At 71.0% G+C, this 13,232-nt stretch carries 9 protein-coding genes; 8 read left to right on the top strand and 1 reads right to left on the bottom strand.

Going from position 1 to position 13,232, the window contains the following annotated elements; all coding sequences use genetic code 11:
* Positions 1-1,380, top strand: a 1,380-nt coding sequence (locus tag ACTB72_RS16540) for an acyl-CoA carboxylase subunit beta (protein WP_463038108.1), incomplete at its 5' end; no start/stop codon positions are given.
* Positions 1,377-3,356, top strand: a complete 1,980-nt coding sequence (locus ACTB72_RS16535) for an acetyl/propionyl/methylcrotonyl-CoA carboxylase subunit alpha (protein ID WP_463038107.1) — start codon at positions 1,377-1,379, stop codon at positions 3,354-3,356. The genes ACTB72_RS16540 and ACTB72_RS16535, both read left to right, overlap by 4 nt.
* Before the next feature lie 32 nt (positions 3,357-3,388).
* Here the strand turns inward: ACTB72_RS16535 and ACTB72_RS16530 are convergent, their stop codons facing one another.
* Entirely contained in the window at positions 3,389-4,189 is an 801-nt protein-coding gene (locus ACTB72_RS16530; protein ID WP_463038106.1) for a helix-turn-helix transcriptional regulator, read from the bottom strand.
* 348 nt (positions 4,190-4,537) lie between these two features.
* On the opposite strand from ACTB72_RS16530, the gene ACTB72_RS16525 reads away from it, so the two are divergent.
* The 6 genes from ACTB72_RS16525 to ACTB72_RS16500 all read left to right on the top strand — a co-directional run.
* Entirely contained in the window at positions 4,538-5,677 is a 1,140-nt protein-coding gene (locus tag ACTB72_RS16525) for a C4-dicarboxylate TRAP transporter substrate-binding protein (RefSeq protein ID WP_463038105.1), read from the top strand.
* 13 nt (positions 5,678-5,690) lie between these two features.
* Complete coding sequence (locus ACTB72_RS16520; RefSeq protein WP_463038104.1) at positions 5,691-6,245, top strand: TRAP transporter small permease; 555 nt, start codon at positions 5,691-5,693, stop codon at positions 6,243-6,245.
* A 3-nt stretch (positions 6,246-6,248) separates the two neighbouring features.
* Positions 6,249-7,556, top strand: coding sequence for a TRAP transporter large permease (locus tag ACTB72_RS16515; protein WP_463038103.1), 1,308 nt, complete (start codon positions 6,249-6,251; stop codon positions 7,554-7,556).
* A 49-nt stretch (positions 7,557-7,605) separates the two neighbouring features.
* Entirely contained in the window at positions 7,606-10,947 is a 3,342-nt protein-coding gene (locus ACTB72_RS16510; RefSeq protein ID WP_463038102.1) for a carboxyl transferase domain-containing protein, read from the top strand.
* A 22-nt stretch (positions 10,948-10,969) separates the two neighbouring features.
* Positions 10,970-12,589 carry an AMP-binding protein gene (locus tag ACTB72_RS16505; protein WP_463038101.1) on the top strand — a complete coding sequence of 540 codons (1,620 nt, stop codon included), beginning with the start codon at positions 10,970-10,972 and terminating at the stop codon, positions 12,587-12,589.
* Between the two features lie 28 nt (positions 12,590-12,617).
* Positions 12,618-13,232 (top strand): TetR/AcrR family transcriptional regulator (locus ACTB72_RS16500; protein WP_463038100.1); only part of this gene is annotated, 615 nt, incomplete at its 3' end.

Raw genomic sequence — 13,232 nt, 5'->3', positions numbered from 1 at the left:
CGGTGCGACACGCCCGATGCCGAAAGAAGCATCGCGGGGGGCGGCATCGTCACGGGGATCGGGGTGATCTGCGGGGTGCGCTGCATGGTCAACGCCTCGGATTCGGGGATCGCGGCGGGGGCCCTGCAACCCTACGGCCTCGACAAGGCCCTGCGCGCGCAAGAGATCGCGCTGGAGAACCGCCTCCCCTACGTGCAGCTGGTGGAGAGCGCCGGCGCCAACCTGATGACCTACCGGGTCGAGGATTTCATCCACGGCGGCGCCACCTTCCGGAACCTCGCGCGGCTGTCGGCGGCGGGGCTCCCGGTCATCACCGTCACCCATGGCTCGTCGACCGCGGGCGGCGCCTACCAGACCGGCCTTTCCGACCACATCGTCATGGTCCGTGGCCGCACCCGCGCCTTCCTCGCAGGCCCCCCGCTCCTCAAAGCCGCCACCGGCGAAGTGGCGAGCGAGGAGGAGCTGGGCGGCGCGGTGATGCACACCACCGTCTCCGGCCTCGGCGACCACATGGCCGAGGATGACCGCCACGCCATCGGCATCGCCCGGCGCATCGTCGATGATCTCGGCTGGGACCGCGTCGCGCCCCGCGTCCCTGCGGCGCCCCCCGCATACGACCCCGAGGACATGCTCGGCGTCATGCCCGCCGACCACCGCCGCCCGGTCGACATGCGCGAGGTCATCGCGCGGTTCGTCGACGGATCCGAGTTCGAGGAGACCGGCGCCGGCTACGGCCCCGCCACCGTCGTCGGCCGCGCCCGGGTGGAGGGGATGCAGGTCGGCATCCTCACCAACAACGGACCCCTCGACGTGGCCGGGGCCAACAAGGCGACCCATTTCATCCAGGGCTGCTGCCAGACCGGGACCCCGATCCTCTACCTCAACAACACCACCGGCTACATGGTCGGCAAGGCGTTCGAAGAGGCGGGGATGATCAAGCACGGCTCCAAGATGATCCAGGCGGTCACCAACGCCACCGTGCCCCAGATCACCCTCTATTGCGGCGCGTCCTTCGGGGCCGGCAATTACGGCATGTGCGGCCGCGGCTTCGCCCCCCGTTTCTGCTTCGCCTGGCCCAACGCCCGCACCGCGGTCATGGGGGCGGAACAGGCGTCCGGCACCATGGAGATCGTCGCCCGCGCCGGGGCCGAACGCAAAGGCGTCGCCCCCGACGAGGCTGCGCTCAAGGCCCAGACCGCCCGCATCACCGAGATATTCGAGAGCCAGATGGACGTTTTCCACACTTCCGCCCGCCTCCTCGACGACGGCGTGATCGACCCCCGCGACACCCGCGCGGTGCTGGCCGAGGCGCTGCGCATCTGCGCCGAGGGCGACGCCCGCGCCCCGCGCCCCGTGCAGTTCGCGGTGGCCCGGCCATGACCGCCGCCACGCCCTTCCGCCGCCTCCTGATCGCCAATCGGGGCGAGATCGCGCTGCGCGTGATGCGCACCGCCCGGGCGATGGGGCTGGAAACCGTCGCGATCCATTCCGACGCCGACCGCGACGCCGCCCATGTCCGCGCCGCGGATTTCTCGGTGGCGATCGGCCCGGCCGCGCCGCGCGAGAGCTACCTCAACATCGCCGCGATCCTCGACGCCGCCGCCGTCTCCGGCGCCGACGCGGTGCATCCGGGCTACGGGTTCCTGTCCGAAAACCCCGATTTCGCCGCGGCCTGCGCGGCGGCCGGGCTGGTCTTCGTCGGGCCGTCAGCCAAGGCGATCCGGGCCATGGGCGACAAGGCCGCCGCCAAGGCCGCGATGCAGGCGGCGGGCGTGCCCTGCGTGCCGGGCCATGACGGAACCGACCCGTCCGACGCCGCGCTGACCGAAGCGGCCGGGCAGGTGGGCTTCCCGCTGATGATCAAGGCCATCGCCGGCGGCGGCGGGCGCGGGATGCGGCTGGTGGAGGACGCGGCCGATTTCGCCGCCGCCCTCGCCTCCGCCAGATCCGAGGCCAGGGCGGGCTTCGGCGACGACCGTGTGCTCCTGGAACGCGCCATCCTCCGCCCCCGCCATGTGGAGATCCAGGTGTTCGGGGATCGCCACGGCGATGCCGTGCATATGGGCGAGCGCGATTGCTCGGTGCAGCGCCGCCATCAGAAGGTGCTGGAGGAAGCGCCCTCGCCCGCCGTCTCGCCCGACCTGCGCGCCGCGATGGGCGCCGCCTCCGTCGCCGCGGTGAAGGCCATCGGCTACGAGGGGGCCGGCACGCTGGAATTCCTGGTGGACGAGGCGGGCGACTTCTACTTCATGGAAATGAACACCCGTCTCCAGGTCGAACACCCGGTGACTGAGGCCGTCACCGGCCTCGACCTGGTGGAATGGCAGCTCCGCGTGGCGATGGGCGAGCCGCTGCCGCTGACGCAGGACGCCATCCGCCTCACCGGCCACGCCATCGAGGCGCGGCTCTGCGCCGAGGATCCCGCCGCAGGGTTCCTCCCCCAGACCGGGCGGGTGATCTTGTGGTCGGCGCCCGAAACCCTGCGAGTCGAGACGGGTCTGGAAAGCGGGTCGGAGATTTCGCCGCATTACGACTCGATGGCCGCGAAGCTGATCGCCACCGGCCCGACGCGGGAAGCGGCCCGTCTCGCGCTGATCGCGGGGCTCGAACGCACCGCGGCGCTGGGCGTCGCCACCAATCGGGGGTTTCTCATTCGCGCCCTCTCCCATCCCGACTTCGCCGCCGGCGCCGTCACCACCGATTTCTGTCCGCGGCTCGGCGCCGCCCTCGCCGACCCCGACCCGGAGGCCACGGAAGCGCTCGCCCCCGCCGCGGCCCTGCTGGTCCTTCTCACCGCCCGGCCCTTGCCGGCGACCGGCTTCGCCGCGCACCCCCTCGCCCATGCCTTCGCGGCGCCGATCCGCTTCGAGATGGGCGGGCAAGTCCGCGACGCCGCCATCGCGCGGGACCGGGAGACCGGGGACTGGTCCGTCGACCTGGGGCAGGGGGGCGAGCCGGTTTCCGTCGTCTCTCTCGCCCCCGGCATTGCAAACCTGCGCTGGCGGGGACGCACGGCCCGGATCGCCTGGGCGCGGGACGGGGCGCGGATCTGGCTCGCCTGCGGGGGCGTCGATCTTGCGCTCACCGACCTCGCCCATGCGCCCGCCAAAACCGCCGAAGACGGCGCGGATGACGGCGTGCTGCGCGCCTCGATGACCGGGCAGGTGGCCGCGGTCCATGCGGCGCCGGGCGACAAGGTGGACCCGGGCGCGCCCCTGGTGACGCTCGAAGCGATGAAGATGGAGCATGTGCAGCGCCTGCGCGGCGGCGGCGAGGTGGCCGAGATGCTGGTGGCCAAGGGCGACCAGGTCTCGGCCGGCCAAGTGCTCGCTCGCCTCGCGCCCGCCGCGGGCTGAGGGCGGGCGCGATGACGATGTCAGGGGCGGCGTCAGTGAACCGCCGTCGCCCCCTCCACGATCTCCAGCTCGCGCGACCCCTTGAAGATCGAGCGCGGGGTCAGCCCGTAGATCCGCCGGATCGAGTGGCTGAAATGCGTGCTGTCGGGATAGCCGAGATCGAGCGCCACATTGGTCAGCGTCTCCGGGCTGGTGACATGGCGCAGCAAGGCGCGGCCCCGTTTCCACATCCGGCAGGAGCGGAAGCGCAGCCCGGTCTCGCGGGTGAAGAGGTGCAGGAAATGCGAGGTGGAAAGCCCCGCCTCCATCGCGCAGTCCTCGGCCGCCACCGGCTGGTCGGCGCCCAGATCGCGCAGGGCGCGCGCAGCTCCCTCCACCCTTGCGTCAAGCCGCCGGCGGGCCAGCGGCGCGCCGAGCAGCAGCGCGTCGAAATCCTCGGTCGAAAACCCCGCGAGGTCCTCGGACCCGTCGAGCCGGCGCTTGGCCTCGGCGATGCCGGCATGCAGCCGCGCCGCCGCCTGCGGGTCGAGGGTTCGCCGCGCCAGCGCGTCCAGTTCGCCCGGCGCCACGGTTTCGGGCTCGATCACCACCGAGCCGATCAGGTTCGCCTCCGCGGTGATCCGGTGGCGCACATGCGGGGCGACCGCCGCGATGCGGGTGCGCCGTTTGGGCCCGTCCTCGATCGCGATCTCGAATTCGCCCACGGGGGCTGCGTAAAGCGCGAACCCCCCCAATTGGCGCACCTTGTCGGTGTTGCCGAGCAGACCGTTGTAGAAAACCCGATCCGGCCCGACGAGCATCACGTTCGGATTGCCCTCCGCCAGCATCTTCATGCGCGTCCTCCCCGCGGCTTGCGCCCCCGCCCGCGCCGGGCTGGGACCAGGCGAAACAGGGGCCGATGGGAGGGAGGGGCCGGGCGGCGCAAGCGCCGCCGGCGGGGACAGGGCCCCCGCGCGTTCGTCTCCTCCCCCGAGGCCGGCCGCGGTTGACCCGCGTGCCATGGGCGCGACCGCGATGGGCCGCGCATGTTTCCTCAGGCCGCATCCGGGGCGAGGCGGGCGGGAAAGTCAACGGAAAACAACCTCTCGAAAATACTTGCTGGCCGACCATGAACTGCGTAGCGTCGCCCCACAACAAGGCGACTCAATGCGCCGCACATCGACTCAGGGAGGAGTCTCCAGATGCTCAGCAACCGCTTCGGCGGCGCGTTTTCCGCGTCCGCGCTCGCGATCCTCATGTCCGCCGCCGCCATCGCCGCGCCCGCCCCGGCCAAGGCCGAGGAGCTGCGCATCGCGGTCGGCATGTCCGGCTCCAGCGCGCTGGTGCGCGGCATGTATCAGTTCGCCCAGAACGTCGAGGCCAACACCGACGGCGCCTTCACCGGCAAGATCTTCGAGGCTTCGCTGCTGAACTTCGCCGAGTCGATGACCGGCCTGCGCGACGGCGTCGCCGACGGCGCCTTCATCGTGCCCGCCTATCACCGCGCCGAATTCCCCAACACCAACCTCGTCGGCGACATGGCGACGGCCACCACCGACCCGGTGCTGATGGCGGCGGCGGTGAACGAATTCATGTTCTCCTGCGCGCCCTGCCTGAAGGAATACGCCGACCAGAACCAGGTGTTCCTCGGCATGGTCGTCACCGGCCCCTATTACATGATGTCGGTCAACAAGCTGACCACGCCGGCCGATTTCGCGGGCAAGAAGATCCGCGGCTTCGGCCCCTATGGCCGCTGGGTCGCCGCCATGGGCGCGACGCCGGTCGTGCTCTCGGCCAACGACATCTACGAGGCGATCAGCCAGGGCCAGCTCGACGGCAACACCCATGCGCCTGAAATCCTCCAGTCGCTGTCGCTGGGCGAGGTCACCGACTTCCTGCTCGACCAGCCGATCGGCCTCTTCAACGGCAACTCCATGTTCACGCTCAACAAGGACCTGTGGTCGGAGCTGAGCGACGACGACAAGCGCGCCTTCCTCGAGGCCGCGGGTTCGGCCACCGCCTGGGCGACGGTCACCTACCTCCAGGACAACAACAAGCTGCTGGCCGACCCGGCTTCGGTCGGCGTCGAACTGGTCGAGCCGTCGGCCGAGCTGCGCGCCGCGACGGAGAAGTTCCAGGAGGATGACATCAGGACCATCACCCAGGACAACATCGAGAAGCACGGCATCGCCGACGCGGCCGAGCAGGTGGCCCGGATCCAGGCGCTGCTGACCAAATGGGAAGGCCTGCTGGCGAAGATCGACGCCACCGACATCGACGCGGTCGCCAAGCTCTACAACGCCGAGATCTTTTCGAAGGTCGACGCCGCGGTCCTGAACTGAGCGGGACGCCCACATGACCCTGTTCGGCCGGCTCCTCGGCTGGCTCGTCGTCGCCGCGACCCTTCTGGGCGCGGCGGCGGTGATCCTGATGATGCTGCAGATCGTGGCGGACGTGGCCCTGAAGAACCTCATCTCCTGGCCGATCCCGCTGACCTCCATCCTCGTGGCCAACTATTACATGCTGTTCGTGGCCTTCGCGCCGCTGGCGCTGGCCGAGAAGCTCAACCGTCACATCTCGGTCGAGCTGGTGTTCCAGCACCTTTCGCAGGGCTGGAAACGGGCGCTCGGCGGGATCGTCAGCCTGGTCTGCGCGATGGGCTGCGCCGGGATCGCCTGGCGGCTGTGGACCGAGGCGATGAAGAAATTCCAGTCGGGCGCCTACATCCAGGAGCTCGACGTCAATATGCCGATCTGGCCGGGCTATTTCGTGCTGCCCGTGGGCTTCGGGCTGTTCGCGCTGGTGCTGCTTTACCGCGCCGCCTCCGCCGTCACCGGCATTTCCGGCGCGATGGGCGAGGTTCCGCTGGACGCGCCCGACAGCGCCGTCGAAGACACGGGCAGGGTCTGAGCCATGGCGAACGAGGTCATCGGCGTCTTCGGACTGGCTTTCCTGGTCCTCCTCCTGCTCCTGCGCGTGCCGGTGGGGCTGAGCCTGATCGGCGTCTCCTTCGGCGGCGTGTGGATCCTGATCGGGGAGCGGCCGGCCTGGGGCATCCTCTCCGCCGTGCCTTACGATTTCGCGGCCAAGTGGACGCTGTCGTCGATCCCCATGTTCCTGCTGATGGGCTTCGTGTGCTATCATGCGGGGCTGACACGCGGTCTCTTCGACGCCTGCCGGTCGTGGATGGCGCGGCTGCCCGGGGGCCTTGCCATCGCGTCCGTCATCGGGTCGGCGGGCTTCGCCGCGGTCACCGGTTCTTCCGTCGCCTGCGCGGCGGCGATGGGGCGGATCGCGGTGCCGGAGATGCTGCGCGCGGGCTATGACAAGGGCCTCGCCACCGGCTCCATCGCCGCCGCGGGGACGTTGGGGGCGCTGATCCCGCCGTCGATCCTGCTCATTCTCTTCGGGGTCTTCGCCGAGGCCCCCATCGGCAAGCTCTTCATGGGCGGCGTCGGGGCCGGTCTGGTCACCGCCATCCTCTACGTGGCCGTGATCTGGATCCGCGCGGCCATCGACCCCAGCTGCGCCCCAAGGCTCGATGTGCGCCCGCCGCTGGCGGAGCGGATCGCGCATCTGAAGGAGACCTGGCCGGTGCTGGCCCTGCTGGTGGTGGTGATCGGCGGCATGTTCGTCGGCCTCTTCACCGCGACCGAGGCCGGCGCCGTCGGGGCCTTCGCCGCCATCGTCATCTCCTGGGTCAAGGGCAGCCTCACCGCCCGCGCCATCTGGGCGGCGGTGCAGGAGACGCTGACCACCACCGCCGCGCTCTTCCTCATCGCCATCGGCGCCAATCTGCTGACCCGGTTTCTGGCGCTGTCGGGGTCGGGGGAGCTGATCGCCTCGGCCGTCATCGGCTTGCAGGCCGATCCGCTGATGCTGATCCTCGGCATCTCGGCGCTTTACCTCTTCCTCGGCATGTTCCTCGACCCCATCGGGGCGATGCTGCTGACGCTGCCGGTGCTGCTGCCCGTCCTGCGGGCCGAGGACATCGACCTGATCTGGTTCGGCGTCTTCCTCGCGAAATTCCTCGAGATCGGGATGATCACGCCGCCCGTCGGGCTGAACGTCTTCGTCATCAAGGGGGTGGTCGGGGACGAGGTGAGCCTGACCGCCATCTTCCGCGGCATCCTGTGGTTCCTGGTGGCGGACGCGGTGGCGGTGGCGCTGTTCATCATCTTCCCCGGCATCATCACCTGGCTGCCGCAGTTCATGGACTGAGCCGCGCGCGGCTCGTCCCTTCCTTCGTTCCCGTTCCCCGGAGTTCCCGATGTCCGACGCCCCCGCCTTCTCCCCGCGCCCGATCCGGCGGCTGCTGATCGCCAACCGGGGCGAGATCGCGGTCCGCGTGATGCGCGCCGCGGCGGAGATGGAGATCGAGACCGTCGCCGTCTTCTCCGCCGACGACGCCGAGGCCCTGCATGTGCGCAAGGCCGACCGCGCCGTGGCGCTGCCGGGCGTCGGCCCGCGGGCCTATCTGGACGCGGAGGGCATCGCCCGGCTGGCGGCGGAGGCCGGCGCCGACGCCGTGCATCCGGGCTACGGGTTTTTGTCCGAGAACCCCAGCTTCGCCCGCGCCTGCGCGGATGCCGGTCTGACCTTCGTCGGCCCGTCGCCCGAGGCGCTGGAGCTTTTCGGTGACAAATCCGCCGCCCGGGCGCTCGCCGCCGAACTCGGCGTGCCGATGCTGCTAGGCACCGGGCGGAACGCGAGCCTCGACGAAGTCCGCGGCTTCTTCGACAGTCTCGGGCCCACCGCCGCGATCATGATCAAGGCCGCCGCCGGGGGCGGGGGACGGGGGATGCGCCGGGTCACCGACGCGGGCGACCTCGCCGAGGCCTATGCGCGGTGCAAATCCGAAGCCAAAACCGCCTTCGGCTCCGACGAGGTCTATGCCGAGCGCCTGATCCGCCGCGCCCGCCATATCGAGGTTCAGGTCCTCGGCGACGGAACCGCCGTCACCCATCTCTGGGAGCGCGACTGCACCCTTCAGCGCCGCAACCAGAAGATCGTGGAGATCGCGCCGGCCCCGTTTCTCGACCCCGGCTTGCGCGCCCGCATTCTCGAAGCCGCCCTCACCATGGCCGGCGCCGCCGCCTATCGGTGCCTCGGCACTTTCGAATTTCTGGTGGACCGCGAGGCGACCTCCCCCGACCACGCCTTCGCCTTCATGGAAGCCAACCCTCGCCTCCAGGTCGAGCACACCGTGACCGAAGAAGTCACTGGGCTGGACCTCGTGAAACTCCAGATCCGGGCGGCGGAGGGGGCGACCCTCGCCGATCTCGGTCTTTCCGGCCCGCCGCCCGAGCCCCGCGGTTTCGCGATCCAGCTGCGCCTGAACGCCGAGACCCAGGGCGCCGACGGCCTCATAAAGCCCGCCTCGGGCACGCTGACCGCCTTCGACCTGCCGTCCGGCCCGGGCGTGCGGGTGGACACCGCGGGCTTCGCCGGTTTTCGGACCAATCCCGGTTTCGACACGCTGCTCGCCAAACTGATCTGCCACGACCCGTCGCCCGACTACGCGCAGGCCATCCGGCGCTCCTACCGCGCCCTTTGCGAATTCCGGATCGAGGGGGTGGCGACCAACGCCGCCATCCTGCGCAATCTGCTGCGCCGCCCCGAATTCCTGGCGAACGACGTCGACACGGGCTTTCTCGAGGCCCACGGCCCGGAGCTGACCGCCGAGACCGCCCACCCGACCCGCCACGCGGTCGCCGCCCCCGCGGCCGCGACCAAAGCCGCCGCGGCGGACGTGCTCCCCGACCTGCCCGAGGGCGCCACGTTCCTGCGCGCCCCCATCGAAGGCTCGGTCATCGCGCTCAGCGTCGAGCCGGACGCCGAAGTCGCCGCCGGCGCGCCGGTCATCATCCTCGAAGCGATGAAGATGGAGCACAGCGCCGCCGCCGCCGCCGCCGGCCGGGTGCTGCGCTTCCTCGTCAAACCCGGCGACATGGCGACCGAGGGCCAGCCCGTCGCCATCTTCGCCCCCGACGAAAGCCTCGCCGGGATCGCGGCGGAGGCCGCCGAGATCGACCTCGACCACATCCGCCCCGACCTCGCCGAGGCGATGGCGCGCCGCGCCAACACGCTCGACGCCGCCCGCCCGGACGCGGTGGCGCGCCGCCGCAAGACCGGCCAGCGCACGGCGCGCGAGAATGTGGCGGACCTGACCGACGCGGGATCGTTCGTCGAATATGGCGGGCTGGTCATCGCCGCCCAGCGCACGCGGCGCACGATGGAGGACCTGATCGCGCGCACCCCTGCCGACGGGTTGATCGCCGGCGTCGGCCATGTGAACGGCGACCTCTTTCCCGCCGACAAGGCGCGCTGCGCGGTGCTCTCCTACGACTACACGGTGCTCGCGGGCACCCAGGGGTGGAAGAACCACGCCAAGACCGACCGCTTGCTGACCATCGCCAACCGGCGCCGCCTGCCGCTGATCTTCTTCACCGAGGGCGGCGGCGGGCGCCCGGGCGACACCGATTTCATCAACTCGGGCGGGCTCGACACCCCGACCTTCCACATGATGGCCGCGCATTCCGGCCTCGCCCCCATGGTCGGCGTCGTCTCCGGCCGCTGCTTCGCGGGCAACGCCGCCGCGCTCGGCCTCTGCGACGTGATCATCGCGACTGAAAACACCAATCTGGGCATGGGCGGCCCCGCGATGATCGAGGGCGGGGGCCTCGGCGTCTACACCCCCGAAGAGGTCGGCCCGATGTCGGTGCAGGTCCCCAACGGGGTCGTCGACGTCCTGGTGAAGGACGAGGCGGAGGCGGTGGCCGTCGCGAAGAAATACCTCTCCTATTTCCAGGGTCCAACCGCCGAGTGGACCGCCGCCGACCAGCGCCGCCTGCGCCATGTGGTGCCCGAGAGCCGCCGCCAGGCCTATGACATCCGCCCGGCCATCGACCTGATCGCGGACGAGGGCTCGGTGCTCGAGCTTCGGCGCGGCTACGGCCATGGCATGATCACCGCGCTGATCCGGGTGGCGGGCCAGCCGGTGGGGGTGGTGGCCAACAACCCCATGCATCTGGGCGGCGCCATCGACAGCCCCGCCGCCGACAAGGCCGCGCGCTTCATGACCGTGTGCGACGCGCATGACGTGCCGGTCCTCTACCTCTGCGACACGCCCGGCAACATGGTGGGGCCGGAGGCGGAGAAGACCGGGCTGGTGCGCCATTGCGCGCGCCTGTTCCTGGTCGGCGCCAACCTCACCGTGCCGTTCTTCACGGTGGTGCTGCGCAAGGGCTACGGGCTCGGCGCGCAGGGCATGGCGGGGGGCGGGTTCCACAACCCGCTCTTCCTCGTCTCCTGGCCCACCGGCGAGTTCGGCGGCATGGGGCTGGAGGGCTTTGTCAGGCTGGGCTTCCGCGACAAGCTCGCCGCGATCGAGGATCCCGAGGCGCGGGAGGCGGAGTTCCAGCGGCTGGTCGCGGCGGAGTATTCCCGCGGCGCCGCGCTCTCGGCCGCCAGCCTCTTCGAAATCGACGACGTGATCGACCCGGCCGAGACGCGCGGCTGGATCACCGCCTCGCTCGACACGCCCTGGCAGGGCAGGGGCAGGGGCCGGGGCGAGAACGGCAAGAAGCACGCCTGGATCGACGCCTGGTGACACAGGCCCGCCCTTTGGGAGGATGCGCCCCGTGACCGAGACCCGAGCCGACCCCCGCCTGCCCGCCGCCGCGGATTGCGTGACGCGGCTGCTGATCGACCGCCGCGCGGCGGAGACGCCCGACAAGGTCTACGCGGTCTTCCCGGATGGGGAGCGCTGGACCTACGCCCGCCTGCGGGCCGAGGTCCGCCAGTGCGCCGCCGGCCTCGCCGCGCTTGGGGTCGCGCCCGGCGATCATGTGGTCAGCTGGCTGCCCAACGGCCAGGACGCGCTCAGGGTCTGGTACGCGATCAACTATCTCGGCGCGGTCTACGTCCCGATCAACACCGCCTACAAGGGCGGGCTGCTCGCCCATGTCATCGAGAATTCCGACGCCGCGCTGATCGTCGCCCATCGCGACCTCTGCGCGCGGCTGGAGGACATCCCGCTGGCGCGCCTGAAAAAGCTGGTGCGGGTGGCGGGCGACGCCTCGCCCTGCGCGGGGCTGGAGGCGCACGGGCCCGAGGCGCTCGCGCCCGAGGGGGCCGAGCCCCCGTCGCTCGACCCCATGCCGGGCCCCTGGGACGTGCAGTCGGTCATCTACACCTCCGGCACCACCGGCCCGTCGAAGGGGGTGCTGTCTTCCTACGCCCATCTCACCGCCATGGGCGCCGCCCTGCCGCTGGGGGCGGAGGATCGCTACATGGCGAACCTGCCGATGTTCCATGTCGGCGGCACGCTGCCCTGCCACACCATGCTCACGCGGGGCGGCTCCGTCTCGATGATCGACGCGTTCAAGACCGAGACGTTCTGGGACATGATCCGCGATACCGAAACCACCTTCGTCATCCTGCTCGGCGTCATGGCCCAGTTCCTCGCCAAGCGGCCGCCGCATCCCGACGACGCCGACAATCCCCTTCGCCTGGTGTGCCTGATCCCCTACGATTTCGACGCCTCCGATTTCGCCGCCCGCTTCGGCGTGCGGACGATGTCGCTGTTCAACATGACCGAGGTCAGCTGCCCGCTCGTGACCGCGCTCGATCCGACCATCATCCATTCCGCCGGCCGCCCGCGCGAAGGCGTCGAGCTGCGCATCGTCGACGAGCATGATTGCGAGGTGGCGCCCGGCGTGGCGGGGGAGCTGATCGTGCGCGCCGACAGCCCCTGGGCGCTGAATTCGGGCTACTACAAGAACCCCGAGGCCACGGCCGCCGCCTGGCGCAACGGCTGGTTCCACACCGGCGACGGGTTCCGGCGTGATGCGGACGGCAACTTCTTCTTCGTCGACCGGATCAAGGACGCGATCCGCAGGCGGGGCGAAAACATCTCCTCCTACGAAGTGGAGGCCGAGGCGCTCGCCCATCCCGACGTCAACGAATGCGCCGCGGTGGCGGTGAAGTCCGACGTCTCGGAGGACGAAGTGCTGCTGGTCGTCGCCCCTGCGCCGGGCCGCTCGGTCGACCCGGCGGCGCTGCTGGAATTCCTCGTCCCCCGCATGGCCCATTTCATGCTGCCCCGCTACATCAGGGTGGTGGAGGCGCTGCCGAGGACCCCCACCGCCAAGGTCCGCAAGCTGGATCTGCGCGCGGACGGCGTGACGGCCGAGACCTGGGACCGCGAGGCGGCCGGGGTGCGGGTGCGGCGCGAGACGATCGGCGGATGAGCCGCGCGCGCAGCGGCGGGGAGCAGGCATGACGCAAGGCGCGAAGCCCGGATCCGATGGCGCGGCGGCGGCGCCCGATCCCGCCGCCCAGCCGGCGCGGCGGCCCCAGGCCGAGCGGCGCGCGGAATCCGACCGCAAGATGCTGCGCGCCGCCATCGGCCAGATCGCCCGCCATGGCGTGAAGGGCGCGAGCCTCGCCCAGATCGGCCTCGCCGCCGGTTATTCCCGCGGGCTTCCGGCCGAGCGCTTCGGCACGAAGATCGCGCTGCTCGGCGCGGTGATGGACGCGTCGCTGGCCTGGTTCGACCGCTACCTGGAAAGCCGGCTCGCCGGCCGCTCCGGCCTCGTCGCCCTGCGCGCGCGGGTGCTGGCCCATGGCGAAGGGGTGCGCGACAGCTCGGAGGCCGCGATCTGCCTCTATCAGCTGATGGTCGACGCGTCCGGCCCGGAACCCGAACTCGCGCCGCGCGTCACCGCCTTGCACGCCACCTACCGCGCGGGCTTCCTGCGCCATCTGCACGAGGCCGAAGCCGCCGGAGAGCTGCGCGCCGGCGTGGACCCGGAGCGGACCGCGCGCACGCTGCTCGCCATCATCCACGGCCTCTGCCTGCAGGCGCTGGGCTCGGGCGAGACGGCGCGGCTG

This window comes from Albimonas sp., from assembly GCF_055129145.1.
This window is presented reverse-complemented; position numbering and strand designations above follow the sequence as displayed.